27 protein-coding genes and 1 tRNA gene are annotated in these 23,503 nt (G+C 59.1%); 15 read left to right on the plus strand and 13 right to left on the minus strand.

Features of this window, described 5'->3' with window-relative positions:
* Positions 1 to 236: 236 nt before the first annotated feature.
* Complete coding sequence (gene dddP / locus AC53L6_RS16790) at positions 237 to 1,577, minus strand: dimethylsulfonioproprionate lyase DddP (RefSeq protein WP_496908689.1); 1,341 nt, start codon at positions 1,575 to 1,577, stop codon at positions 237 to 239.
* Between the two features lie 121 nt (positions 1,578 to 1,698).
* On the opposite strand from dddP, the gene AC53L6_RS16795 reads away from it, so the two are divergent.
* Complete coding sequence (locus AC53L6_RS16795) at positions 1,699 to 2,445, plus strand: heme-dependent oxidative N-demethylase family protein (protein ID WP_496908690.1); 747 nt, start codon at positions 1,699 to 1,701, stop codon at positions 2,443 to 2,445.
* 25 nt (positions 2,446 to 2,470) lie between these two features.
* Here AC53L6_RS16795 and AC53L6_RS16800 read toward each other — a convergent pair whose 3' ends face one another.
* The 4 genes from AC53L6_RS16800 to AC53L6_RS16815 form a co-directional block, all read right to left on the minus strand.
* Positions 2,471 to 2,914, minus strand: coding sequence for a glyoxalase superfamily protein (locus AC53L6_RS16800; protein ID WP_299703140.1), 444 nt, complete (start codon positions 2,912 to 2,914; stop codon positions 2,471 to 2,473).
* Positions 2,915 to 3,145: 231 nt separating this feature from the next.
* On the minus strand, positions 3,146 to 3,955 hold the full coding sequence (locus tag AC53L6_RS16805; protein ID WP_299703137.1) for a lytic murein transglycosylase: 810 nt from the start codon (positions 3,953 to 3,955) through the stop codon (positions 3,146 to 3,148).
* 516 nt (positions 3,956 to 4,471) lie between these two features.
* On the minus strand, positions 4,472 to 5,875 hold the full coding sequence (gene glnA / locus AC53L6_RS16810) for a type I glutamate--ammonia ligase (protein ID WP_299206686.1): 1,404 nt from the start codon (positions 5,873 to 5,875) through the stop codon (positions 4,472 to 4,474).
* A gap of 33 nt (positions 5,876 to 5,908) precedes the next feature.
* Complete coding sequence (locus AC53L6_RS16815; protein WP_189368693.1) at positions 5,909 to 6,247, minus strand: P-II family nitrogen regulator; 339 nt, start codon at positions 6,245 to 6,247, stop codon at positions 5,909 to 5,911.
* Positions 6,248 to 6,420: 173 nt separating this feature from the next.
* Between AC53L6_RS16815 and AC53L6_RS16820 the strand changes: the two genes are divergently transcribed.
* Positions 6,421 to 7,989 carry an NAD(P)H-hydrate dehydratase gene (locus AC53L6_RS16820; protein ID WP_496908691.1) on the plus strand — a complete coding sequence of 523 codons (1,569 nt, stop codon included), beginning with the start codon at positions 6,421 to 6,423 and terminating at the stop codon, positions 7,987 to 7,989.
* Here AC53L6_RS16820 and AC53L6_RS16825 read toward each other — a convergent pair.
* Positions 7,986 to 8,489 (minus strand): Hint domain-containing protein, encoded by a 504-nt coding sequence (locus tag AC53L6_RS16825; protein WP_496908692.1) that lies wholly within the window; start codon positions 8,487 to 8,489, stop codon positions 7,986 to 7,988. The two genes, AC53L6_RS16820 and AC53L6_RS16825, sit on opposite strands and share 4 nt — an antisense overlap.
* Positions 8,490 to 8,616: 127 nt before the next feature.
* On the opposite strand from AC53L6_RS16825, the gene AC53L6_RS16830 reads away from it, so the two are divergent.
* The 4 genes from AC53L6_RS16830 to AC53L6_RS16845 all read left to right on the plus strand — a co-directional run bounded on the left by AC53L6_RS16830 (position 8,617) and on the right by AC53L6_RS16845 (position 11,664).
* Positions 8,617 to 8,701 (plus strand) — tRNA-Leu (locus tag AC53L6_RS16830).
* 198 nt (positions 8,702 to 8,899) lie between these two features.
* On the plus strand, positions 8,900 to 10,234 hold the full coding sequence (gene tig / locus AC53L6_RS16835; protein ID WP_496908693.1) for a trigger factor: 1,335 nt from the start codon (positions 8,900 to 8,902) through the stop codon (positions 10,232 to 10,234).
* A gap of 248 nt (positions 10,235 to 10,482) precedes the next feature.
* A complete protein-coding gene (locus AC53L6_RS16840) occupies positions 10,483 to 10,746 on the plus strand; it encodes a hypothetical protein (protein ID WP_496908694.1) in 264 nt (87 codons plus the stop codon).
* Between the two features lie 177 nt (positions 10,747 to 10,923).
* Positions 10,924 to 11,664 (plus strand): DNA-directed RNA polymerase subunit beta family protein, encoded by a 741-nt coding sequence (locus AC53L6_RS16845; protein ID WP_496908695.1) that lies wholly within the window; start codon positions 10,924 to 10,926, stop codon positions 11,662 to 11,664.
* A gap of 36 nt (positions 11,665 to 11,700) precedes the next feature.
* Here the strand turns inward: AC53L6_RS16845 and AC53L6_RS16850 are convergent, their stop codons facing one another.
* A complete protein-coding gene (locus tag AC53L6_RS16850) occupies positions 11,701 to 12,600 on the minus strand; it encodes a LysR family transcriptional regulator (protein WP_496908696.1) in 900 nt (299 codons plus the stop codon).
* Positions 12,601 to 12,726: 126 nt separating this feature from the next.
* Between AC53L6_RS16850 and AC53L6_RS16855 the strand changes: the two genes are divergently transcribed.
* Positions 12,727 to 13,680 (plus strand): TauD/TfdA family dioxygenase, encoded by a 954-nt coding sequence (locus tag AC53L6_RS16855; protein WP_496908697.1) that lies wholly within the window; start codon positions 12,727 to 12,729, stop codon positions 13,678 to 13,680.
* Entirely contained in the window at positions 13,677 to 14,627 is a 951-nt protein-coding gene (locus AC53L6_RS16860) for a DMT family transporter (protein WP_496908698.1), read from the plus strand. Before AC53L6_RS16855 ends, AC53L6_RS16860 begins: the two co-directional genes overlap by 4 nt.
* 124 nt (positions 14,628 to 14,751) lie before the next feature.
* Here the strand turns inward: AC53L6_RS16860 and AC53L6_RS16865 are convergent, their stop codons facing one another.
* The 5 genes from AC53L6_RS16865 to rpsF all read right to left on the minus strand — a co-directional run bounded on the left by AC53L6_RS16865 (position 14,752) and on the right by rpsF (position 17,243).
* Positions 14,752 to 15,168 (minus strand): VOC family protein, encoded by a 417-nt coding sequence (locus tag AC53L6_RS16865; RefSeq protein ID WP_496908699.1) that lies wholly within the window; start codon positions 15,166 to 15,168, stop codon positions 14,752 to 14,754.
* A gap of 160 nt (positions 15,169 to 15,328) precedes the next feature.
* Entirely contained in the window at positions 15,329 to 15,892 is a 564-nt protein-coding gene (locus AC53L6_RS16870) for a DUF4329 domain-containing protein (RefSeq protein ID WP_496908700.1), read from the minus strand.
* 103 nt (positions 15,893 to 15,995) lie between these two features.
* On the minus strand, positions 15,996 to 16,631 hold the full coding sequence (rplI, locus tag AC53L6_RS16875; RefSeq protein ID WP_299703107.1) for a 50S ribosomal protein L9: 636 nt from the start codon (positions 16,629 to 16,631) through the stop codon (positions 15,996 to 15,998).
* 12 nt (positions 16,632 to 16,643) lie between these two features.
* Complete coding sequence (gene rpsR / locus AC53L6_RS16880) at positions 16,644 to 16,871, minus strand: 30S ribosomal protein S18 (protein ID WP_299206661.1); 228 nt, start codon at positions 16,869 to 16,871, stop codon at positions 16,644 to 16,646.
* A gap of 18 nt (positions 16,872 to 16,889) precedes the next feature.
* Complete coding sequence (gene rpsF, locus AC53L6_RS16885; protein WP_299206658.1) at positions 16,890 to 17,243, minus strand: 30S ribosomal protein S6; 354 nt, start codon at positions 17,241 to 17,243, stop codon at positions 16,890 to 16,892.
* 241 nt (positions 17,244 to 17,484) lie between these two features.
* On the opposite strand from rpsF, the gene AC53L6_RS16890 reads away from it, so the two are divergent.
* Both AC53L6_RS16890 and AC53L6_RS16895 read left to right on the plus strand, forming a co-directional pair.
* Positions 17,485 to 17,967 (plus strand): hypothetical protein, encoded by a 483-nt coding sequence (locus AC53L6_RS16890; protein ID WP_299703104.1) that lies wholly within the window; start codon positions 17,485 to 17,487, stop codon positions 17,965 to 17,967.
* A 135-nt stretch (positions 17,968 to 18,102) separates the two neighbouring features.
* The gene (locus tag AC53L6_RS16895; protein WP_299206654.1) at positions 18,103 to 18,672 is read left to right on the plus strand and encodes a YceI family protein; all 570 of its coding nucleotides are present in this window, start codon (positions 18,103 to 18,105) and stop codon (positions 18,670 to 18,672) included.
* A 176-nt stretch (positions 18,673 to 18,848) separates the two neighbouring features.
* On the opposite strand, the gene AC53L6_RS16900 is transcribed toward AC53L6_RS16895, so the two are convergent.
* Positions 18,849 to 20,075, minus strand: coding sequence for a cytochrome b/b6 domain-containing protein (locus AC53L6_RS16900; protein WP_496908701.1), 1,227 nt, complete (start codon positions 20,073 to 20,075; stop codon positions 18,849 to 18,851).
* A gap of 168 nt (positions 20,076 to 20,243) precedes the next feature.
* Between AC53L6_RS16900 and fabD the strand changes: the two genes are divergently transcribed.
* From fabD to AC53L6_RS16925, 5 genes are all read left to right on the plus strand, one after another.
* A complete protein-coding gene (fabD, locus tag AC53L6_RS16905; protein WP_496908702.1) occupies positions 20,244 to 21,176 on the plus strand; it encodes an ACP S-malonyltransferase in 933 nt (310 codons plus the stop codon).
* Positions 21,169 to 21,606, plus strand: a complete 438-nt coding sequence (locus tag AC53L6_RS16910; protein ID WP_496908703.1) for a GyrI-like domain-containing protein — start codon at positions 21,169 to 21,171, stop codon at positions 21,604 to 21,606. The genes fabD and AC53L6_RS16910 overlap by 8 nt, the downstream gene beginning before the upstream one ends.
* 14 nt (positions 21,607 to 21,620) lie before the next feature.
* Positions 21,621 to 22,358 carry a 3-oxoacyl-[acyl-carrier-protein] reductase gene (gene fabG, locus AC53L6_RS16915; RefSeq protein WP_496908704.1) on the plus strand — a complete coding sequence of 246 codons (738 nt, stop codon included), beginning with the start codon at positions 21,621 to 21,623 and terminating at the stop codon, positions 22,356 to 22,358.
* Positions 22,359 to 22,541: 183 nt separating this feature from the next.
* Positions 22,542 to 22,775 carry an acyl carrier protein gene (locus AC53L6_RS16920; protein ID WP_189368668.1) on the plus strand — a complete coding sequence of 78 codons (234 nt, stop codon included), beginning with the start codon at positions 22,542 to 22,544 and terminating at the stop codon, positions 22,773 to 22,775.
* A 147-nt stretch (positions 22,776 to 22,922) separates the two neighbouring features.
* A complete protein-coding gene (locus tag AC53L6_RS16925; RefSeq protein WP_496908705.1) occupies positions 22,923 to 23,453 on the plus strand; it encodes a GNAT family N-acetyltransferase in 531 nt (176 codons plus the stop codon).
* Positions 23,454 to 23,503 lie beyond the last annotated feature (50 nt).

A 23,503-nucleotide genomic window follows, 5' to 3' on the forward strand; every position in this document is an offset into this window, starting at 1 on the left:
TACATTCACGTTATGCGAGAAGTACGGTTCCGCATACAGTTTTCATGTTTGTCTTGGGTGAAGACTGAAACGGACCTGCCTGTATCGAGACTGGGCAAGTTTGGGCCGGGCAGAAACGCTTTTCCAGGTTGTCAGGGGTGGCATGGATGCAGGACGACCTGCGGTCTGCCCACACCACGCACGGCAGAGGTGGGGAGCCAAGAGGCGCGCCTGGGTGGCCCGCTCGTCCTCAAAAATCAGAGACCCATCAACGCGGGATCAAACTCGTATCCAATCAGGTTTTCGAACCCGTCTTCCGTAACCAGCACCTGATCCTCCAGCTTGATGCTAAAGTCCCCACCGACTTCACCCACTGCAGCTTCGACGCACAGCACCATGCCCGGCTGAAGCGCGTAGTCGAATGCGCCCGGCACCGCCTTGTCGGGATAGGCGACCAATGGCCATTCATCGCACAGGCCAACGCCATGCATGAGGCAGCCGTATTTCTGGGCCTGGAATTTGTCATCCAGCACATGTGTGTTGGCTGTCAATTCGGGGATCGTGACGCCGGGTTTGATCATCTGCATGTTCTGCATGATGTGTTCGTGCGCGTGCTGCATCGCATAGACCATGTCGGGGCGCGGTGTGTCAGGACCGATCCACCAGCTGCGCGAGATGTCGACGCAGATGCCGTATGATCCGACAAGGTCAGTGTCGAAGGATATGATTTCGTTCTGCTGGCAGATGCGTGGCCCGCATTCCTGAAACCATGGATTGGTGCGTGGCCCGGACGACAGGAGCCGCGTTTCGATCCATTCGCCGCCGCGTCTGACGTTCTCGGCATGTAGCACGGCCCAAACATCATCTTCGCATGTCTTGCCATCGCCGACATTGGCCCGCGCGAAATCCTCCATCGCTTTGATCGACGCTTCGCAGGCGTTGACTGCGCAGCGCATGGCCTTGATTTCGTCCGGACCTTTGATGGAGCGGGACTTCTCGGTGACTTCCTCTCCATCCATGACGGTGAACCCTTGCGCCTCAAGCGCGCGGAGCCCATGCACCATCGGTTTGTCGACAGCGAGGCGCGTATGGCCGGGGGCGTGTTCCGCGCAAATCTCGCGCACGGCATTGGCAAAGGCATCGGCGGCGATGTCGATCTTGTCGCCCCGGTCGAAGTAGAACAGATCAGCCCCGTGCCGCACCTCTTTGACCAGCGGATTGAAGGACGACAGGAAGGGGGCGTTCTTGTAATCCCAGATCACCATGTAACCATCCGCGCAGAGCAACACGGCCCTGAACGGGTTGTGTGTGTTCCAAAGCTGCATGTTGGTCGAGTCTGTGGCGTAGCGGATGTTGAGCGGGTCAAACATCAAAAGGCCGGCATAGCCACGATCGACGATGTGCTGGGTCAGCCTGCGCCAGCGATATTCGCGCATGTTGGCGAGGTTGGGCAGTTGCAGGCCAGCAGCCTCCCATTCGGCAAAGGCAAGTTGCGTTGGGCCGATTTCAATGCGGTCGGCATCATTCGGTGTGCCATCGCCCAACGCGGCGCCGCGATTGGGGTCGATTTTGCGCGTGTCACGGTAATGCTGGTTCATGGTGCGTCCTTCCCTTAGGGCAGGTTGCCGTGGATTCGTGCGGTGCAGTTGCCCGTTTCCGACAGGCATCCGGCGTTTTTTTGCTGTGGCGTGTTGATCGAACCCCGTGCAAATGTGCGCCATGACCGTGATTTTGCAGCGTGAATTGCCCGAGGATATGCGCGTCAGTCGCGCCTTGCCGGGTATCCAGCCCGAGGGCGGGCCGTGGCTGCGCGTGGATGATGCCTATGCCGAACAGATGGCCCGGCGCGAGGTCTTTTTGGCCGAACGCACGGGTGATGTTTTGTACCTCGACCCGTTGGCGCGTGACGCTGCAAAGGAATTGCTGAATGCCGTTCTCGACATCCTGCCTGCGCAAGGGTTCCGGCGGGAAGGCAATGACGTCACCTGTCCGGATGGGCGCATTGTATCGTTGGATCATTCCGCGCCGATGAAGACATTGGGGCGGCTGTGCCAGAACGACTTTGTATTGATGCAGAAGCGTGGCGACGAACATGTGTTGACCGGCGCTGTGTTGTGTTTTCCGGCCTCGTGGCGGCTGAGCGAGAAAGCTGGCCGGCCTCTGGTCGACATTCACATACCCGTCTCGGAATACACCGGTGACCTTGCACGCCGCGTGCAGCGCCTGTTTGACGGGATTCAGGTCGGGCGTCCGCTGTGGCGGTTCAACCAGCTTTGGTATCAGGACCCAGAACTGTTCCAGCCCCGGTCTCAGTCAGAACCGCGACGGGTGGGGGCGGGCCTGACCGAGGGGCCATATTATAGGAGCGAACGGCAGACGCTTCTGCGTCTGCCGCAAAGCCGTGCGGTGGTGTTTGCCATTCACACCTATGTGCTGGCGCGCGAAGACGTGTCAGGGCTGAGTTAGGCGGGCCAAGGACCGCCTTACCCAATCATCTGCCGCACCAGGCATCGTGGATAACCACATGCGGTTGCCCGTTTGACGTGGTGCGCAACGTGCGCCCGCGCTGATCCACGACACAGTTCACCTGCTTGCGCCAAGCCGAGAAGTGCCGCGACGCGACAACGTCAATTGCATCGTCAAAGCGCAGGGTCAGGGCGTGACGCCCGTTCGGCATGAGCCGCGCGGATTTCACGAAACCCGCAAAGCGATGCCCCAGGTAGCGACCGGACACGCGTTGTCCGGGATGATACCCGTGTTGGCTGTCGTCCTGCGCCCTTGCATTCAAGGTGTTCCAATCGCGCGCACCCCATTGCCGTGCCACTGTTTCCAGCGCCTGGGAATGGGTGCAAGGGGTGCCAGCCTCGTTCATGGCCGCACGTAATCGCTTGGCTTGCGCCTTGAGCGCTGCGCGTGAGGGAAGTGGGATGTCCATATCCGTCTCCGTTCTCCGGTCGCGTGATCTGGGCAGCTGGGTCTCCGCGTTGCCATGCCCGCGACCGAAATTGGGGTCGGATCGTCAAGCTTCACCAAGATGCGGAGGGCAGGGGCCTGAACCCTATGGCCGACCATCTATGATGAGGCTGCCGCAATGACAAGCGCGTTGAGCTGTTTTTGCATCCACAGAGCATCGCAAAGATGGCCAAGCGCGACGACGGCGCGCACGTCACCCGTCGATGCGCGCGCCCATGATGGCGATGGCTTGTTGATAGACCGTTGCCGCGTTCCACTGCTTTATGACAGCGAAATTTGGCTGCCCTTGCTGGTACCCCTGACCCGTTTTCCAACCTTTCTGCCTCAGAAAGTTGGCGGTCGAGGCCAAAGCATCGGTCTGGTTGTACAGATCGATGCGCCCGTCGCCATTTGCATCCACACCGTATTTCAGTGCGTTGCCGGGCAGGAATTGAGTATGCCCCAACTCGCCATGCTTGGCCCCTTTGGTCGCGCCTGTGATCGACCCTTGATCCACCAGCTTCAACGCGCCAATGGCGTGCGGTGCGAAAAAGTCCGAACGGCGGCAATCATAGGTCAGCGTTACAATGGCTGACACGACAGAGCTGTCGCCCATGAACCCGCCAAACGCGGTCTCCATCCCGTGGATGGCAATCAGCACACCGGATGGCACACCGTATTGACGTTCAAGCGCTGCATAGAAATCGGGGTTGCGGGCTTTGCGCTTGCGTCCTTGCGCAACGATTGTATCCGCGCCACGGACCTGCATGAATTTATCAAGCGAGTAGCGGAACGACTTTTGATTGCGATCTGCGGCAATCGTACGTGTCGCATACTGCGCGTTTGCGAGCGCTTGCAGCCCCGACGATCTGACGCCTGCTTTCCTCGCATCATTCGCAAAGCTGGTCTTCCATGTTTCAAAGCCTGCGGAGGTGTTCCCGCACTGCGCCAGTGCTGATCCGGCGCCTGCTGTTAGAATGAGTCCAGCGGCAAATAGGCTGCGCGCACGCTGTTTGAAATGCATGTTAGCTCTCCTGCAAAACGCGTGCAGAGTAACCTGCACGCGCTTGGTTTTCAAAATCAACCTTGTTGGCTGTTTAGGCGACGTGCGTCAGGATCAAGTGCAGCGCCATAATGGCGGACGCTGCAATACAGACGCGGAAGCAAAACTGTGTCGTGGTCATAATATGGTCACCTGGCTAAAATAGTTCTGTAATGCTGCCATAGTCTTAACTGCTGGTAGCGGATGCAAGTAAGGAATTCAGGACCTTAGGGCGTCCAAGACGTCATATGAGCAAGTCATCGCCGATCTTGCGGAGATGCTGTATCGCGTGGCGGGTTGACGGTCGCGCAGCCGTGACGCGACATGTGGTTTTTACTGAAATTGCCGCATGCGACCGCGCCGCGTCATCTAATGACATGCGGCTAAAACAGAATGGTTCTGGGTCAAACGTGACCGCTCTTTGCGGTATGGCTCCGTATACGAAAAAGGGGCGCCGTTGCGGGCGCCCCTCCAAAACTCGTTTGATCGGTTAACAGCTTAGCAGCTGTAGTACATGCCGAACTCGACCGGGTGGGGCGTGTGTTCGTATGTTTCGATCTCTTCCATCTTCAGTGCGATGTAACCTTCAATCTGGTCTTTGGTGAACACGTCACCGGCCAGAAGGAAGTCCATGTCGGCTTCCAGCTCTTGCATCGCTTCGCGCAAGCTGCCGCAAACTGTCGGGATGCCGGCCAGCTCTTCTGGCGGCAGATCGTACAGGTCCTTGTCCGAAGGCTCGCCCGGGTGGATCTTGTTCTGGATACCGTCGAGGCCAGCCATCAGCAGGGCCGCGAAGCACAGGTAGGGGTTCGCCGACGGGTCGGGGAAGCGGGCCTCGACGCGCTTGGCTTTGGGCGACTCGGTCCATGGGATCCGGACGCAGCCCGAGCGGTTGCGGGCCGAGTAGGCGCGCAGCACAGGCGCTTCGAAGCCCGGGATCAGGCGCTTGTAGCTGTTGGTCGACGGGTTGGTGAAGGCGTTCAGCGCTTTGGCATGCTTCAGAACACCACCGATGAAGAACAGCGCCTCATCCGACAGGTCGGCATATTTGTCGCCAGCAAAGAGCGGCTTGCCATCTTTCCAGATCGACATGTTCACGTGCATGCCGGTGCCGTTGTCGCCCGCGATGGGCTTGGGCATGAACGTAGCCGATTTGCCGTAGGCGGCGGCAACGTTGTGGATGACATACTTGTACTTCTGCAGCTCGTCTGCCTGCTTGGTCAGGCTGTCAAAGATCAGGCCCAGCTCGTGCTGACAGGACGCCACTTCGTGGTGGTGCTTGTCGACCTTCATGCCCAGACGCTTCATGGTGGACAGCATCTCAGAACGCAGGTCCTGGCTTTCGTCCGTTGGGTTTACAGGGAAGTAACCGCCCTTGACGCCGGGACGGTGGCCCATGTTGCCCATTTCATACTCGGTGTCGGTGTTCCACGATGCGTCGGTTGCATCGACTTCGTAGGACACTTTGTTGATGCTGTTGGAATAGCGCACATCATCAAACAGGAAAAATTCAGCTTCGGGGCCCATGTATGCCGCGTCGCCGATACCTGTGGATTTCAGGTAAGCTTCGGCTTTTTCGGCGGTGCCGCGTGGGTCGCGCTCATAGGCCTCACCTGTGTCCGGCTCTACAATGGAGCAGTGCACGCAGATGGTTTTCTCGGCATAGAAGGGATCGACATAGGCGCTGGCCTGGTCGGGCATCAGTTTCATGTCGGACGCTTCGATCGACTTCCAGCCCGCGATCGACGAGCCGTCGAACATAAAGCCTTCTTCAAGGAAATCCTCATCGACCTGGTCGGCCATGACGGTCACGTGCTGCAGCTTGCCACGCGGGTCTGTGAAACGGATGTCGACGTACTCGGCGCCTTCTTCCTTGATCATATCGAGAACGGGGTTGGCCATTTCCTATGGATCCTTCCTGTCTTTGAGTAGAGTTTAGAGCGCGTCCGAGCCGGTCTCGCCGGTACGGATGCGAATGGTTTGTTCGATGGGTGATACGAAAATCTTGCCGTCACCGATTTTCTCGGTCTTGGCGGCGTCGACGATGGCTTCGATGGCGGCATCGACCTGATCGTCGTCCAGAACGACCTCGACTTTTACCTTTGGCAGAAAGTCGACCACATACTCGGCACCGCGATAAAGTTCCGTGTGACCTTTCTGGCGGCCAAATCCCTTGACCTCGATCACGGACAGACCCTGGACACCGACCTCTTGCAGTGCCTCTTTGACTTCATCAAGCTTGAAGGGCTTGATGATCGCTTCGATCTTTTTCATGGGGCTGCCTCCCTTTGTCGCGCCTTGTGTTGGCGGTGGACCATTTGTGGTTTGGGGCGTCCATGGCATGCTGTAGAGATTGCTGGGGATGAGACGCGATTGTGAGGTATGCGCCCTCAAATTAGGCGACGCGCATAAAAATTGGGCGTTTTGAAAACTTTGAGGATTTGCGCATGACTGAGCTGCTGACCCAGGCCCAGATGCGGGCCATTGAACAGGCCGCGATTGAGTCGGGACAGGTGACTGGCCTCGAGCTGATGGAGCGTGCCGGAGCCGGCGTTGTCGAGGGTGTCTTCGAGGAATGGCCTGAGCTGAGCGAGGGTGCGCATCGGGCTGTGGTTCTTTGCGGTCCCGGCAACAATGGTGGCGACGGATTTGTCTTGGCGCGATTGCTGGCTGATCTTGGCTGGACGGTGGAGGTGTTCCTATACGGCGACGCCGAGAGGCTTCCATCGGATGCGAAAACCAATTGCGAGCGGTGGCGCGAGGTGGGCCAGGTATCCGACATGCGCAATATGAATAAAGCCTTCGAAACCATGGATCTGTTTGTGGATGGTGGGTTCGGGACCGGGCTGAGACGTGCCTTGCCAGCCGAGTTCCAGGATGTATTCCAGTGGCAGGTGCAGCAATTGGCGGATCGCATGTTCAGCAGGAACGTTGCTATCGACGTGCCATCCGGGATCTGTTCCGACAGTGGCAAACAGATCGGTCCCGTTTCACTGGTCGCCGACTTGATCGTTACATTTCATCGCGCCAAGGTTGGTGTTTACATGAGCCTCCCCTTCACGCCCGACGTCGTCCGGGTCAAGCCCATTGGATTGGACGAGAACCTGCCTGCTGAGGTTGCAGAAGAACAATTGGTCCGCCTCTTGGACATTACCGAAATAGATCGCCCAAACATCAATAAGCACAGGTTCCAACACAAGTTCGACCACGGTCATGCCATGATCCTGACCGGGGGTGCAGGGCGAACCGGGGCCGCGCGCCTGGCAGCCCGCGGTGCATTGCGGATTGGCGCAGGGCTGGTGACGTTGGGTGTGCCGCCTGCGGCTCAAATGGAGGTTGCCTCACAGATCACGGCCTTGATGCTCACGCGGGTAAGCGATGCGCATGCATTGAGCGGTGTCCTGGAAGACCAACGGATAAATGCGCTATGTGTCGGGCCCGGCCTTGGGCTGCATGACCAGGCAGCTGCGCTCTTGGATGTCATCTTGGGCGGAGGACATCTCCGCTTTACGCGTCGCGTCGTTTTCGACGCCGACAGTCTGACGCTCATTGCCCAGGACGCAACGCGATTGGAGGCATTGAATGAAAACGCAATTCTTACCCCACATGGTGGAGAGTTTGCGCGCCTTTTCCCCGATATCGCCGCAAGCCTTCAGGCGATACCGGATCAAGGGCCGGCGTATTCAAAAGTGGATGCAACCCGGCACGCCGCGGCACGTTGCGGTGCCGTGGTTGTATTCAAGGGGCATGACACGGTGATCGCGCACCCCGATGGGCGTTGCTTTGTCCATGCAGCGGCCTATGGGCGTGAAGCCCCTTGGTTGGCCACAGCCGGGGCGGGGGACTTGCTGGCCGGGTTCATCACGGGCCTGTTGGCCCGCGGGCTTGAACCAATGGCGGCAGCCGGAACCGCCGCGTGGCTACATATTGAATGCGCGCGCAGGTTCGGCCCGGGCCTGATCGCCGAGGATCTGCCCGAGATGCTACCGCGGGTGCTGCGCGATGTCGGCGTTTAGGCTGCCGCGGCACCCGACAGGGCCATTGCCGGTACGGACAATTCCAGCCCATCCGCGTAAATGATGTGGGGTGCTTCGAACCCAAGCCGCACCAGCGTCATTTCGCGCGGGCCCAGCGACGTGATGAATTCGTTATCGATCAGGCACCCGGCTGGCATCACCGCTTGCGCTGCCCCGCGCAAGGCCTTGGCGCGCCAGTCGCGCACAAGCACCATCTGAGCGGCGGGGATGATGACACTGTGGGTGGGCTTGGTATCACCCAACGCCCCCGCGGCGATCTTCACCGCCTCGTCTGTTGTGCGATAGGACTGGCTTGCGTTCAGCGGCACAAGGCCTGCGTTCCGCGTGATGATCCTGTCACCGGCCGAGAGATACTCGACCGGGATTTCACCGTCCGCTGTTAGGATAAGGGTGCCGGACACAAGCCCGACATGTGCAATATCAATGCGCAAAGGGGGCATCGTTGTGCCCGTTTCGCGCCCGACCGTATTCGGTTTCATGGCGTCTCTTTCTGTAACCTGCCTCTAGGTTACGGGCACAATAGCTGAACACGCCCTTAATGTCGCGTGGTTTTTGCGCAAATACGTCTCGCATCCTTGCAATTGCTTTGCTAAAGGGGCCGGAGTTGCGGGCGTGGCGGAATTGGTAGACGCACCAGATTTAGGTTCTGGCGCCGCAAGGTGTGGGAGTTCGAGTCTCCCCGCCCGCACCAAAAAGTTGCTGTGTGGTCGCCTTGTGGTGGCGCACGAGCGTTGCAAGCCCTCGCGGATCAATCCGTCCGGCGCGTCCAATCTACCCATTTTTACGTGACATGCGCCAATCCCCTTGCACACCGCATCCACGCTGCATAGAAGGGCGCGAATTTCCGATCAGCCCCCATGGACGGGGCTTTAATGCTATGGGAGCACACATGCAGGTCACCGAGACGCTGAACGAAGGGCTGAAACGCGGCTATGCCATCACCGTGACCGCCGCCGAGCTGGACGACAAGGTCAACGAAAAGCTGACCGAGGCTCAGCCCGACGTCGAGATGAAGGGCTTTCGCAAGGGCAAGGTGCCCATGGCCCTGCTGAAAAAGCAGTTCGGCCAGCGCCTGATGGGCGAAGCGATGCAGGAAAGTATCGACGGTGCCATGAACAAGCATTTCGAAGATAGCGGCGATCGGCCCGCCATGCAGCCCGAGGTCAAGATGACCAACGAGGACTGGAAAGAGGGCGACGACGTGAATGTCGAGATGTCCTATGAGGCGCTGCCCGAGATCCCCGAGGTCGAAATGGGCAAGATCAAGCTGGAACGCCTGGTTGTGAAAGCCGACGATACCGCGGTCGAGGAAACGCTGGGGTCGCTGGCCGAAAACGCGCAGGACTTCAAAGCGCGCAAGAAAGGCTCCAAGGCCAAGGACGGCGATCAGGTCGTCATGGACTTCGTGGGCAAGGTCGACGGCGAAGCCTTCGAAGGTGGCTCAGCCGAGGATTACCCTCTTGCACTGGGTTCCAACTCTTTCATCCCCGGCTTCGAAGAGCAGCTTGTGGGCGCGAAAGCAGGTGAAGAAAAGGCCGTAACTGTTTCTTTCCCCGACGATTATCAGGCTGAGAACTTGGCCGGCAAAGAGGCCGTGTTCGATTGCACCATTAAGGAAGTGAAAGAACCCGTTGCCGCTGAGATCGACGACGAGCTGGCCAAGAAATACGGGGCCGAAGATCTGGACGGTCTGAAGTCCCGCATCACCGAACAGCTGGAAGGTGAATATGGCGGTGCCGCGCGCGCGGTCATGAAACGCGCGCTGCTTGACCAACTGGATGACATCGTGAAGTTCGACCTGCCGCCGTCGCTGGTCGAAGCCGAAGCCAAGCAGATTGCGCACCAGCTGTGGCACGAGGAAAACCCCGATGTCGAAGGGCATGACCACCCTGAGGTCGAGCCGACAGACGAACACAACACGCTGGCCGAGCGCCGCGTGCGTCTTGGCCTGCTGCTGGCCGAACTGGGCCAGAAGGCCGAGGTCGAAGTGACCGACGCCGAGATGAGCCAAGCCATTATGCAGCAGGCGCGTCAGTATCCGGGCCAGGAACGCCAGTTCTTTGAATTCGTTCAGCAGAACCAGCAGATGCAACAGCAACTGCGCGCCCCGCTGTTCGAGGACAAGGTGGTTGACCACATCGTCGAAAACGCATCGGTGAAGGACAAGGATGTCAGCAAGGACGATCTTCAAAAGGCCGTCGAAGCGTTGGAAAACGAAGACTAAGTCGCCGTCTCTTCCAAAAGTATCTTAGGGCTGCGCCACTTGGCGTGGCCCTTTTTCGTTTTGAGTGGGCTCAACGTGTTGACGGCAATGACCTTCTGCTGATGCGGCCCACCTGATCAGCTGCAACGCCAGAGTGCGCTTTGGTCCGGCTGCGATATGCTAGTCATTATTTAACGATTTCTTTGTGCCAACCCTGACGGACCGGGAAGTTATTGTGAAAGTCTTTGGGAAACCAATTTCTATCCTTGTTGCTTTGGTATTTCGGTGCGGGAACGGTGGCCGCACAAGAGTTTGGCCGATCCGACAACAGAACGCCCTCACTGACGTCCTACGTGATCGAGCTGATCGACTATTCCGTGCTGCGCGTCGGAACAGACGTCAAGGAAAGGGATGACGTTGCGGAACTGCGCGATGCCACGGTAACTCTTGAAGCAACCGGGCAGCGCCCCTTTCCAGCACTCATGCCGCGATTGGGCGGCGCGGCAAACTGGACATTCGCGCGAACAACCTGATCCGCCTCGGCTTGCCTGCATACCGGCCACTACAAGCCTTATCGGTTGAGGCGGAGCCGGGCACGCATCGACATCACGGTCGAAACATTCGAGTCCGATTGCGCCGCGTCCGAGTTCTTCAATTGCACGCGCGGTGACGGCACATCGCATACATGCAAGCTTGTCTTGCTGCGGTTCTTGACCGACCTGCCGTCGCGCTGCGAACCGCGCAATACGTTTGAGCTGCAAGTGGTCGATTCCAGCTTTCTGGGCTTTGGACCATTCGAAGTTTTCTCTGTTGATCCCAATGCAGCGCCGGGCAACAATGTCACCCAGCGTAACTCTGCAAAGCTGCGCAGACGTAAAAAGTTCGGAAGCCCGTACTCCACACACCAACTCTTTAGCGCCAACCAGAATGCGTGCATCACCGTTGCCGACCTTCCAGAGCAAACCCCGCTGAATGTGCGTACGCAGGCGTGCGCCACTGCTGATGGCGACTTCAATGATCAGTCATTCGAGGTGGTTCCCGTCGAGGCGCATTTTGGTTCTATCCGGTTGGTCTGGCGCAATCATCAAGGCAGCGAAGGGCAGTCCTGTCTTGGAATTGACACTGGGCTCAGCGCGGAGGAGCCGCCTTTCATACAGTTGTTCGGCTGCAATTCAAATGACTCCCGCCAGTACTTCGAGATCGTCAACGAACCGAACCGCGGCTTGCCCGGCGTGCTGATCTGCAACCGAAACAGCGACCGGTGCTTACTCGTTCCCAGAACGATCGGACCTGCGGAAGGGCCCGACGTTGGAACCGCCGCCAGCGATGCTGATGACCCATCGCAGCGTTTTTGGGCCCGTTCCAGCTATCTGGATTTGAAATATGACGGCTCAAGTGCCGCGTTCCGTCCTCAATTCGAGTTCGCGCACGGACCTTGGACGCGCGAGTAGTTTGCGCCCGCCATCAGGAATGTCGTCGGCGTCAGCCTATGCCGATGGCACAGCCAGCATGGATTTCAGCCGCTTTTCAAGCATCTCGCGGAAGGCGTGCAGTGTTGCAGAGGTTAGCCTGCGGTCCGGCATCACGATCATCACGTCCATAGGGTTCGCCTGGGTCCAATCCGGCAGAATTTCCACCAGCGTGCCATCCACAAGCGCGCTTTGAACATCCCAATAGGATTTGAGCGCAACACCCAGACCCGCAACGCACATGGTGCGAACAATATCGCCCGACACGCATTTGAGCCGCGCCCGTGGCTTGGCCAGGTAAGATTGACCGCCGGGGCCCAGCAACCGCCAGGATGGCGCGTCTCCCAAGAGTAACCCGTCACAGCCGTCCAAGTCTTCGACGGCCACTATCGGTCCGCGGTGCTCAAGGTAAGCGGGGGCGGCAACAAGGGTCCGGCGATTGTTGGCGATCCGCTGGATGATATGATGGTTCTCCGATGTGCCGCCGATCCGAACGGCAAGGTCAATCCTGCCTCGGTCCAGATCCTGAACTGCGTCCGTCAGATGCAAGTCAATCGACACGGCCGGATGTGTTTCAAGGAACGCACCGACGATCGGTGCGATGCAGACTTCACCCAACCGGGACGGCGCCGATATTGCTATGTGGCCTCTGAGCTGGCCGTTGTCCTCGTCACGCTCGGCAAAGGCAGCGGCGGCCGCGGTCAGTTCCCGTGCGTCCACCAGTTTGCGCGCGCCAGCGGCAGTGAGGAAAAGCCCCGTCGGGGCGCGGTTGAACAAACGTTCCCCAACATGGGCTTCAAGCCGATCCAGACGGCGCGCGATGCTCGACGCGGCCTGTGATCTCTGACGACCCACGGCCGAAAAGCTGCCCAGCTCCGCAAGGTCCTGCATGAGTTCCAAGTCACCGATGAGGTCCATGATCCACCCTTTTTGCGATCTGCATGGCTTTGCGTTTTACGCAAAGGAGGTTCGCATAAGTGACATCTTCTGAAAAGCACCGGTCGCTCCAATTCTATGGGTACAGCTCAGCAAAGGAGATTCCCCGTGGGCAAGCACGACACGCACTTCACGTCACCAAGCGTTATCGTCACGGATCTCAACACCGACCATCTGACCGTGCATTGGGCGCACGGTGGCCTGTCGCGGTTCCACTATCAGTGGCTGCGCGACAATTGCCGTTCGGATCAGCGGTTCGACATCAACACGCGGGAACTGCGCAGCTTTTCCTACCAGCACGTAATGAATGATCCGCACACGGCAGTTGCCATGATCGCCGACTTTCAGCGTTTCGGCCTGGTGCGGATGATCGACGTGCCGACCGAGCAGGGCGAGGTTGAGCGCTTTGCCGAGCATCTGGCCCATGTCCGCGAGACCGCATTCGATCGGGTTGCCAACATTCGCGTCAGCGTTGATCCCTACACGCTGGGTTTTACCAATGCAGCATTGCCTTTGCACACGGATTGCTCGGGCTACTCATGGCCGCCCAATGTGATGGTGTTCCATTGCCTGCAGAACGATGTGGCGGGTGGGGCGTCGCAATATGTGGATGGTGCGCAGGTCGTGGCGCAACTGCGCGACGAAAACTCCGAGGCTCTTGAGGTTCTGACCACCCATGACGTGGAATTCCGGTTGTGGTCAGGAAAGGCAGACACGCTGTCGCAATTCCCGCCGGTGATCCTGAACAATGCGGGGGAATTGGTGATCCTGCGATATGCCAACTGGACGGTGCAGCCGTTGCGCACCGTGCCCTTCGATCTGGTGCCACAATGGTATGATGCGTGGCGTGCCCTTGCGGCCCGGGTGAATGCCCCTGAAAACCGGCTGTCCTATCGGTGTGAACCGGGTGAAATCCTGCTGATCAACAATCATCGTGTACTGCATGGGCGGGACGCCTTTGATGATGACGAAGGCGTTCGGCACTTCCAACAGGTTTACATGGAACTGGATGATCTGACGCGCTACCAGCGCATTGTCGACGGCAAGGGGGGCGCGAGATGAGCGCGCGCATGATGGGCATCCCGGTCCTGTGCCCGCTCTTTGTCGTGCTTTGGAGTTCGGGGTTTGTAGGGGCCAAATTTGGCCTCGACTACGCGGGAACGTTCACGATCCTGTTTTGGCGTTACCTCTTGGTGGTGCTGATCCTCGGGGTTCTGGTCAGTATCCTGCGGCAATGGCAAAGGATGCCGCGCTGCGTGGTCGCACGGCACATGGTTGTTGGCGCACTGGCACATGCGGGGTGGTTGGCCGCTGTGTTGGGTGCGATTGATCTGGGGCTGTCTGCGGGTCTTGCGGCGTTTATCACGGCCTTGCAGCCGATCATGACCGGCGCGCTCTCTGCACGGATGACCGGAGAACGGGTGGCCACGCGCGAATGGCTCGGGCTTTGCCTTGGTCTCGTGGCCGTAGCGATCGTGATCAGAGACGGTATTGCTCTCGGCGGCGCGTTTCTGGCCTATGCCTTGCCGTTTCTTGCGGTGATCTCGATCACCATAGCGTCGCTTGTGGACCGCAGCGCAACCGTCAGCAACGAAAACGAGGCACCTTTGGTGTTGGTGACCTTCCTGCATTGCCTCGCATCTTTGCTGGTCTTGGCGCCCTTGGCCGCGGGTATCGAAGGGCTTCAGGCCGAATGGAACGGCAATCTGGTGTTTGCCATCGTATGGCTGGCCGTCGTCGTGTCGCTGGCCGCTTACGGCCTGATGTTTGTCCTGCTGCGTCGGATGCCCGCACCGCGCGTCGCCAGTCTGACCTACCTGTCACCGCCGGTGACCATGGTGATGGCATGGATGCTTTTTGGCGAGACGCTCACAATTGCCGGTGTCATCGGTTTGGGTGTTGCCGCTTTGTCGGTCGGTCTTACCCTGTCCGCAAAGCGCCCTCAGCAACCTGAAAATGCGCGCGAAGTCTCACTGTCTGCCCGGCGCGACGCAATCCCAGCAAAGTAAGGGGCATTGGTTTTGGAGAAGGATCGTGACGGCGCAAAACAAGACGCTCCGCCACGATCCACAAGTGTGCTGACTTTTGCCCTGAAACGCGGACCGGGCGCGTGTTCCGCCGGCGAAACCCGCGCTATCCGTCGCGTCCCGGTTCGTCTGGATTGCTGGAGAACAATGCGATCTTGTTGCCCTGAGGGTCGCGAAGATAGCTGACATAGAAATTTGGTCCATAGGACGCGCGAAAGCCTGGCTGCCCCTCGTCAATACCGCCGGCGGCAAGGGCTGCAGCGTGCAGGTCACGAACCTGTTGTTGATTGCGGGCCTCGAACGCAACCATGGTGCCGTTCCCAGCGGTGGCTGCCCCTCCATTGAAGGGTGATTTGACATAAAATTCCGGCGAAACCAGAGACTGGCCCGGTTCGACGGGGAGCGCGTAACTCAGGTCCCCATGATACTCCTCCAGTCCGTAACCAAGCGCCGGCAAGAACGCAGAATAAAACCGTTCAGCAAGAGCGATGTCGTCAACACCAACGGTGACGTAGGCAATCATTCCTTGGGTTCCTTCTTAGTGTTTTGGTTGTTGGTCCGAGTTTTTTACGTTTTCTGATGGTGCGCGGCTAAGTCAATCGCGTCCGTGCGACAATACGCACTCCATATTCCTGTCGGGCATCCCTGAGCCATTCAATATGTCGGTCACAACAAGGCCCGTCTCAGAACCCACTCAAATCCTGCAACGAATATCGCGGACGTACCGGAAACGCGGGGTCTTCCTCAAACTCCGCGTCACTCACCAGGCATCGCGCACCACAGACAAGCCGTGCCTCTTGGGCCCGGGCATCGACATACCACAGACGCCCGCCGGGCGTGGCGACATAGCCGTCCGTACCATCCTCAATGTCCGTCCGGATATCATCATAGGACGGGATCTCGGTCAGGTATTCCGGATCGTAAGCGCCATGGGTGTGGTAAGAGGCCAGAACGGTGATGTTGGATCCCGCGGACAAGGGCGGCAAACAGGTTGAGGTTCCCCCACGGCGGGCGGTCGTCGCGACATAGGACCCGCTGGCATCGACACCGATCAACCCGCAATATTCACGCCCTTCATCGATGGATTGTGCCTGAAGCTCATTGAACAGGTCAGCGGCAAAGGCGATTTCGGCCTCGGTCTGCGGCTGGGGGCGGGGGGCCATGACAATCGTTGCCGGGTTGCGACCCAGGTCGGGCTCATCGCAGGCAGCAAGTAATAGCAAGAACAGGCCAAAGCGTCGCAACATGCGCGCACCTTGGCTGCGCGATGCGCAAAGGTCAAATGGGGGAGGCATAGAAAAAACCGCGCCCCGAAGGGACGCGGTTTACGTGTTTCATTCCGAAGGTGGATCAGTCCTTGGGATCTTCCTCGGCAGGTGCCTCTTCGGGTGCGATGCCTGCGGATTCTGCCAGCTCTTCGTCTTCCGATGCGGCAGCACCGATATCGTCGAACAGTTCCTGGATTTCGAACTCGGCAGCGGCTTCCTCTTCGGCGGCCAGCTCCTGGATCGATTTGCCCGACGCCTGCAGCTCGGCTTCTTCTTCCGAGCGGGCGACGTTCAGCTGGATGACCACGTCCACTTCAGGGTGCAGGGTGATGTGCACATCGTGCAGGCCCAGCTCCTTGATGGGGTTCGGAATCACAACCTGTTTGCGATCAACGCTGAAACCTTCAGCCGTGGCAACGTCGGATGCGTCACGAGGCGTGACGGAGCCGTAGAGGTTGCCACCGTCCGAAGCTTGGCGAATCACGATGAACTGCTGGCCATCCAGCTTTTCACCCAACGCTTCGGCTTCTTTTTTGGTTTCAAGGTTGCGGGCTTCAAGCTGCGATTTCTGCGCTGCGAAGTCTGCGATGTTGGCTTTGGATGCGACCAGCGCCTTTTTCTGCAGCAGCAGGTAGTTGCGGGCGTAGCCAGGCTTGACGTCAACGACGTCACCCATCTGGCCCAGTTTGGCCACACGTTCGAGAAGGATAACTTGCATGTCAGTCGCTCCTTATTTCACGGCGTAGGGCAGCAGGGCCAGGAAACGGGCGCGCTTGATGGCACGGGCCAGCTCGCGTTGCTTCTTGGCCGAGACGGCGGTGATACGGCTGGGCACGATCTTGCCACGCTCGGAAATGTAGCGTTGCAGCAGGCGCGTGTCCTTGTAGTCGATCGAAGGTGCGTTCTCGCCCGAGAAGGGGCACACTTTACGACGGCGGAAAAACGGTTTTGCAGCCATGGTTTAGCTCCCTTTCTCTTAGCGGCGCTCGCGACGGCTGTCGCGTTCGTCACGTTTCTGCATCTGGATCGAGGGGCCTTCGGCATGCTCGTCCACTTTGATCGTCAGAACGCGCATGACATCATCATGCAGGCGCATCAGGCGCTCCATCTCTTGCACGGCGGGGGCCGGTGCGTTGGTGCGCATATAGGCATAGTGGCCCTTGCGGTTCTTGTTGATCTTGTAGGCCATTGTTTTGACGCCCCAGTACTCGTTGTCCACGAGTTGACCGCCATTGTCGGCCAGAACGGTGCCAAAATGTTCGATGAGCCCTTCGGCCTGCGTGTTCGACAGGTCCTGACGGGCAATCATCACATGCTCATAAAGAGGCATGGGATATCTCCACTTCTATCAAGGCGCATTTCATAGACCGATCCATCAAGGCCCTGCGGGATGGTCACGAGAGACTGCGCGGCAAAACGGGTTTGCAGGGATGCGCTCGTATACACTCTTGACGCTGCGGTGCAAGGGCAGATCGCGCCGCACGGCGTGATCATGGGCTTTCCTTGGATGGGCCGCAATTTAGTCATTTTTGATCGACATTGTCACGGCAACACGCTGGAGGATCACTGCCATGACTGCCACATTCGATACATTGACCGACGCCGAAAAACAGGGAACCAAGCGGATGCGCATGTGGTCGCTGGGGGCCAGGGGGCTCGCAAGCCGCGCATTTGGTGCCGTCCTTGTTCTGACATCGCTTGGTCTTTGGATTGAACCCGGCACGCAAATGGCCGTCGATCTTGTGCTGATGAAGCTGGGCGTGTCCCTGTTTCTCGGATTTGCGGGCCTCGCTTTGATGCAGGACAAGCCCCAGGCGCAGGACCCTGAAGTGCAAATCGATACCGTGCGCCGCGAAGTTCGCATCGCCCGACCGCGCGGGCGCCGCTCGGTGATCCGTCGCATCGCCATCCGTGATCTGGGGCGCGCGGAAGCTGTCGGTGACGTGATCCGATTGACTGCGGCAAATGGCGCGTTTCTGGCTGCAATAACGCTGCCGGATCCGGATGCGTGGTCCAGCCTGTATGGCGCCTTGCAGGACGCTGGCAAACTCTAAAATTTCAATCGGGCACTCCCCATGCGCATGAGCGATGTTCAGCCATGCGCACGATATGTTGACGGATGTGCAGTTGCCTCTGCGGCAATATGCGACATCTTGTCTGCATACATAAACTCTTGTGGAGCACGCCCCATGAAATCCCTTCTTCTTGCCACAGCGCTGGCCTCAACTGCGTCTTTCGCCTTCGCAGCAGAGCGCTACACGCTGGATTCAAGCCACAGCCAGGTGCTGTTTTCCTACAACCACCTCGGTTTCTCGACCACTTGGGGCATGTTCTCGGGCTTTGAAGGCGAGATCATGTTTGATCAGGAAGATCCCGCCAATTCCAGCGTGACCGTGTCGATGCCTACGAAATCGATGTTCACAGGGTGGGAGCAGCGCGATGGCCACTTCATGTCCGATGATTTCTTTGGGGCCACGGATGAAGATGTGATTTCGTTCACATCAACCGGCATCGAATTGACCGGGGATGACACGGCGCAGATCACAGGCGATCTGACCATGAATGACGTGACCAAATCTGTTGTTCTCGACGCGACGCTGAACCAGGCGGGTGCAAACCCGCTGAACCAGAAAGACTGGGCTGGCTTTAACGCCACAACAACCCTCTTGCGGTCCGACTTCAATCTGGGCGCCTTCGCGCCGGCAGTCGGTGACGAAGTGCAGGTGCAGATTTCGGTCGAAGCCCAGAAGGCTGAGTAAGATCACCACTCACGTAGTATCTGAGAGCCGCGCGATTTTCTCGCGCGGCTTTTTTTGTGGTTGCTGTCGAAAGGCCGCGCGTGCGCGCGACACGATTTTATTCAGGAGGGCCTTTTCGGACCCTCCTGCGACATGCCTCCGGCGGGGATTTTTTGAAACAGGGAAGCTGGGGAGTTCTATTCCGCGGCTGCGCGCAGGGCTGTCAGGCTGACATCTACGGTGACTGCAAAGGCAAGCGAGCTTTCGTCCGCCATATTGTCCCCGATGCCAAAGCTGCGGCGGTCCAGCGTTACTCCTCCGGTCATCGAGGCGGTGTCGCCGTCGATCGACAGACCAAAGGGCAGGGTGATCGGCATCGACTGCCCTTTGATCGTGAGCGTTCCTTGCGCCTCGTACCCGTCCACCACCGTAACGATATCTGCCGTGAACGTGGCCGTTGGGAAGTCTGCCGAGTTGAAGAAGTCCGGCCCCATCGCCTGATCTGTGACCGACCCTAAGGAAAGGGAGCCAATCGCCACCGTGACCTCAACCGCGCCGGCCGTGCCGTTTTCAATGGTTTCGTCAAAGCTGATCACTGCGGTCCAGTCGGCGAATTGCCCTTCGACTTCGGATCCAAGCTGGGTGACCGTGATGGCCAATGTGCCATCCTGGACCTGCCAGTCGGACTGAACCTCTTCCAATTCGGCGACTGCGATCCCATCCCCGTGCGGTGCATATACACCCAGAGCTGCGCCGCCGGACAAGGCAAGCGCCCACAAGGCAAGCGCGGCTGTGATCGGTGCGGCATGTTTGTGTTCGGGGCTGGTCCGGGGCACATCGGTACGCCCGAACCACATGCGGCGCAGGGTGGCATCCTTATCAATGACGTGGTGTTTCAACGCGCCCGCGATATGAAGAAGCAATGCGACACCCAGCACCTTGGTCAACACCCAGTGCGCGCCGCCCATAGCCGCGGCAACGGCTTCGGATTTGGGCACCAGTGGCAAGGTCTGGCCAAAGGGCCACCAGATCGGGGCAAAGCCGCTGGCCGCGGCGTGGTGGATCCATCCGGACAAAGGCACGACAACCAGACTGCCATACAGCAGCCAGTGCACGGTTTCCGCAGCCAGACTTTCCAGCTTGCGATCAGGGTGCAGAAGGCCCGGCTTTGGCTGGTTCAGTGCCCACAGGATGCGCAGCAGCGCCACGAAGAACACGGTGACGCCCAATGTCTTGTGCAGCGAAAAAAGCCACGCCGTGCGGGCCACCAAGTCATCCGCAGGCGCGGACATGGCCTGCAATTCATAAGCCATGTTGTTCGCGACAAGACCCAGCGGGAAAAGCGTCAGGATCAGAAGGGCGGTCAGCCAGTGAAAGGTCTTGGACAGGCTGCCGTAGCGGTTGGCGGTGTTGGCGAGGGCCATAAGCGGTCTCCGGGCGTTTGTGTGTAGGTCTAACACCTTTGCCCTCAATGTTATGCGACCTGCGCGCGGGACAACACGCAATTCCCGCACATATGCCGTGCACCGATCCCTTGTCTGGCGCGGGGATGGCCTTTACACCCGGTGGAAACGACAACGAGGGGGCAGGCCATGAGCGCGGCATTTGTATTTCCGGGACAGGGTGCGCAGACAATCGGGATGGGCAAGGCGTTGGCAGATGCCTACCCGGCAGCGCGCGCTGTGTTCGACGAGGTGGACGAGGCGCTGGGCGAGAAGTTGAGCACGCTGATCTGGGAGGGGGAGCAGGACACGCTGACCTTGACCCAGAATGCACAACCGGCACTGATGGCAACGTCCGTGGCGGCCATGCGTGCGCTTGAGGCGGAAGGGATCGGTATCGACAGGGCCAGCTTCGTTGCAGGGCACTCGCTTGGTGAATACTCCGCCCTCTGTGCAGCTGGCGCGCTGAGTGTTGCTGACACCGCACGATTGCTCCGTACACGCGGGCAGGCCATGCAAGAGGCCGTGCCGGTTGGCGTCGGGGCCATGGCAGCCTTGCTCGGTCTGGATTTCGAAACGGCAACAGCCGTAGCCTCCGAAGCGGCACAGGGTGAAGTGTGTCAGGCCGCGAATGACAACGATCCCGGCCAGGTGGTCGTGTCCGGCCACTTGGGTGCCGTTGAACGGGCTGTCGAGATCGCCAAGGAAAAGGGCGCAAAGCGCGCCGTGATGCTGCCTGTCTCTGCGCCGTTTCATTGCAGCCTGATGGAGCCCGCAGCCCGCGCGATGGCCGATGCGCTTGGCGCGGTTGATATCCATGCACCTGCAGTTCCCGTGATTCCCAATGTTACGGTCACGGCATGCAGCACCCCTGATGAATTGCGGGCACATCTGGTGTCTCAGGTGACAGGTTCGGTGCGCTGGCGTGAAACGGTGATGTATATGGGCCAGCAAGGCGTGACCGAGATCTGGGAGATCGGCGCTGGCAAGGCGCTGTCCGGCATGATCCGCCGCATCGACCGCTCCATCGCAACCCGTCCTGTGGGCACACCGGATGATGTGAAGGCAGCCGTTGATGGCTGATCTGGTCACCTTGCCGCCTGAAACCTTAGGTGGTGTGATCGATACGGTGCCGTTTTCCCGTCGGTTCCAATTGATCCCGGACGTGTTCGGGCGGATGGATGCGCTGTTGGGGCAGGCGGGTATCTTCTTTGCCGGTCCCCAAACGGCGCTGTACCGGGTCAACGGCGACGATATGGAAATCAGGATCGGCGTACCGCTGCCGAAGCCCTTACCGGGCTTCCAGATATTCGATGTGGATGCAACGCAGGCCCTCCACATCCGCCATCACGGCGCCTTTGATACGCTGCCGCGCATTTACCAGGCGCTGACCGCAGAGGTCGAGGCGCGGGATCTGACGCGGACCGGTTGGGCGCGCGAGGTCTACCGCTTTATGGCCAAGGACGCGTCCCTGAATATTTGCGACGTCTACATGGACGTGGCCCAGACTTAACGAAAGAGGTTCATATGTTTGATCTGACAGGAAAATCCGCGCTGATCACGGGCGCATCGGGCGGCATCGGGGCCGAGATCGCGCGCACCTTGCACGCTGCTGGTGCGACCGTGGGCCTAAGCGGCACGCGGACTGACCCGCTTGAGGCGCTGGCGGGAGAGCTTGGCGAACGCGCGCATGTGCTGCCGTGCAACCTGAGCGATCCGGAGGCCGTGGAGGCCCTGCCGAAACAGGCGATCGAGGCGATGGGGGCCGTCGATATCCTTGTGAACAACGCTGGCATCACGCGGGACAACCTTTTTATGCGCATGTCGGACGAGGAATGGCAGTCGGTGATCAACGTGAACCTGACGTCGACCTTCAAACTGTGCAAAGGCGTCATGCGCGGCATGATGAAGTCGCGCTGGGGCAGGATCGTGAATATCAGCTCGGTTGTGGGCGCCACAGGCAACCCGGGTCAGGCGAATTACGCGGCCTCCAAGGCCGGGATGGTCGGCATGTCCAAAAGCCTTGCCTACGAGGTGGCAAGCCGAGGCATTACTGTGAACGCCATTGCGCCCGGGTTCATTGCCACGACAATGACGGATAAGCTGACTGACGACCAAAAGACTGGAATCATGGGGCAAATTCCTGCCGGTCGTATGGGCGAAGCGCATGAAATTGCCGCCGCAACGCTGTACCTTGCCAGCCCCGAGGCGGCCTACGTCACGGGCACGACCTTGCACGTCAATGGCGGCATGGCCATGTTGTAGGCGCTAACACGCCGCGTATTGCCATCTTTACGGGATGTGCTATAGGCGGCGCAGATTCCGGCGGCAGACCATGCAAATGGTCTGTTGCTTCACCGCCCCAGGGGGGCAAGACCAGAGCCCTGCTTGCACGGGGACACCACTTGGGGGCGCGAATATTTGCCCCGGTAAAATGAGGACAGTCATATGAGCGACATCGCCGATCGCGTTAAAAAGATCGTTGTAGAGCACCTGGGTGTGGACGAAGAAAAGGTCAGCGAAAACGCGTCCTTCATTGATGATCTGGGCGCAGACAGCCTGGACACCGTGGAACTGGTGATGGCCTTCGAAGAAGAGTTCGGCATCGAGATCCCCGATGACGCAGCCGAAACCATCCAGACCTTCGGCGACGCAGTGGGCTTTATCTCGAAAGCCTCCTAAGCATTCCGGGCAACTGCCCGACAAAACGGCGTTCTTTCGTGCGAAAGGGCGCCGTTTTTTTGTGCATGTATCATGCGCTCTTGCTTTGGAGGTTGTGCACGGACAAAGTTATGCAAAACGACAAAACGTTCGGGCAGGACAACATCCATGGGCAGACATGTGCCGACCATCAACACGGCGCGCGTGACCTTGCGCGCAATACGACCAGCCGAGTTTGATCGATTTGCCGAGATTTGGGCCATGCCCGAGGTTGCAGTTTACATTGGCGGTGCACCACGCAATCGCAGCGAAAGCTGGAAATCATTCCTGATCAATGCAGGGCACTGGCAGATGACCGGCTTTGGCCAGTGGGGCATCGAAGAACATGCAACCAAACGGCTGGTGGGGCAGGTCGGGTTCTTTTTTGGCGCGCGCGGTTTGGGTGAGGATTTCGATTCTGTGCCGGAGGCAGGCTGGGTTCTGGCGCCCGAGGCGCAGGGCGTTGGCTTGGGCATTGAAGCGGCCCAGGCGGCCCACGACTGGTTTGACCGCGTGGTGACGGGCCCCTTGGTCTGTATGATGGACCCTGATCATGCCGCTTCGGCGCGCATCGCCGAACAACTTGGTTATGTCGACATGCGTTTGGCCAAGGATGATGACGGCCCCATTCAGCTGAAACTGCGCAAGTCTCCGCCGTAGGTGTGATCCAAAGGCGCGCCTGCGGCGCACGACATTGTTTATATACCGCT

This window comes from Tateyamaria sp. LSS28, from assembly GCF_059611725.1.

Excerpts from the sequence above, each read along its gene's own strand:
- dddP (WP_496908689.1), bottom strand. The coding sequence starts at position 1,577 with ATGAACCAGCATTACCGTGACACGCGCAAAATCGACCCCAATCGCGGC.
- AC53L6_RS16795 (WP_496908690.1), top strand. The coding sequence starts at position 1,699 with ATGACCGTGATTTTGCAGCGTGAATTGCCCGAGGATATGCGCGTCAGT.
- AC53L6_RS16800 (WP_299703140.1), bottom strand. The coding sequence starts at position 2,914 with ATGGACATCCCACTTCCCTCACGCGCAGCGCTCAAGGCGCAAGCCAAG.
- AC53L6_RS16805 (WP_299703137.1), bottom strand. The coding sequence starts at position 3,955 with ATGCATTTCAAACAGCGTGCGCGCAGCCTATTTGCCGCTGGACTCATT.
- glnA (WP_299206686.1), bottom strand. The coding sequence starts at position 5,875 with ATGGCCAACCCCGTTCTCGATATGATCAAGGAAGAAGGCGCCGAGTAC.
- AC53L6_RS16815 (WP_189368693.1), bottom strand. The coding sequence starts at position 6,247 with ATGAAAAAGATCGAAGCGATCATCAAGCCCTTCAAGCTTGATGAAGTC.
- AC53L6_RS16820 (WP_496908691.1), top strand. The coding sequence starts at position 6,421 with ATGACTGAGCTGCTGACCCAGGCCCAGATGCGGGCCATTGAACAGGCC.
- AC53L6_RS16825 (WP_496908692.1), bottom strand. The coding sequence starts at position 8,489 with ATGAAACCGAATACGGTCGGGCGCGAAACGGGCACAACGATGCCCCCT.
- tig (WP_496908693.1), top strand. The coding sequence starts at position 8,900 with ATGCAGGTCACCGAGACGCTGAACGAAGGGCTGAAACGCGGCTATGCC.
- AC53L6_RS16850 (WP_496908696.1), bottom strand. The coding sequence starts at position 12,600 with ATGGACCTCATCGGTGACTTGGAACTCATGCAGGACCTTGCGGAGCTG.
- AC53L6_RS16860 (WP_496908698.1), top strand. The coding sequence starts at position 13,677 with ATGAGCGCGCGCATGATGGGCATCCCGGTCCTGTGCCCGCTCTTTGTC.
- AC53L6_RS16865 (WP_496908699.1), bottom strand. The coding sequence starts at position 15,168 with ATGATTGCCTACGTCACCGTTGGTGTTGACGACATCGCTCTTGCTGAA.
- AC53L6_RS16870 (WP_496908700.1), bottom strand. The coding sequence starts at position 15,892 with ATGTTGCGACGCTTTGGCCTGTTCTTGCTATTACTTGCTGCCTGCGAT.
- rplI (WP_299703107.1), bottom strand. The coding sequence starts at position 16,631 with ATGCAAGTTATCCTTCTCGAACGTGTGGCCAAACTGGGCCAGATGGGT.
- rpsR (WP_299206661.1), bottom strand. The coding sequence starts at position 16,871 with ATGGCTGCAAAACCGTTTTTCCGCCGTCGTAAAGTGTGCCCCTTCTCG.
- rpsF (WP_299206658.1), bottom strand. The coding sequence starts at position 17,243 with ATGCCTCTTTATGAGCATGTGATGATTGCCCGTCAGGACCTGTCGAAC.
- AC53L6_RS16890 (WP_299703104.1), top strand. The coding sequence starts at position 17,485 with ATGACTGCCACATTCGATACATTGACCGACGCCGAAAAACAGGGAACC.
- AC53L6_RS16895 (WP_299206654.1), top strand. The coding sequence starts at position 18,103 with ATGAAATCCCTTCTTCTTGCCACAGCGCTGGCCTCAACTGCGTCTTTC.
- AC53L6_RS16900 (WP_496908701.1), bottom strand. The coding sequence starts at position 20,075 with ATGGCCCTCGCCAACACCGCCAACCGCTACGGCAGCCTGTCCAAGACC.
- fabD (WP_496908702.1), top strand. The coding sequence starts at position 20,244 with ATGAGCGCGGCATTTGTATTTCCGGGACAGGGTGCGCAGACAATCGGG.
- AC53L6_RS16910 (WP_496908703.1), top strand. The coding sequence starts at position 21,169 with ATGGCTGATCTGGTCACCTTGCCGCCTGAAACCTTAGGTGGTGTGATC.
- fabG (WP_496908704.1), top strand. The coding sequence starts at position 21,621 with ATGTTTGATCTGACAGGAAAATCCGCGCTGATCACGGGCGCATCGGGC.
- AC53L6_RS16920 (WP_189368668.1), top strand. The coding sequence starts at position 22,542 with ATGAGCGACATCGCCGATCGCGTTAAAAAGATCGTTGTAGAGCACCTG.
- AC53L6_RS16925 (WP_496908705.1), top strand. The coding sequence starts at position 22,923 with ATGGGCAGACATGTGCCGACCATCAACACGGCGCGCGTGACCTTGCGC.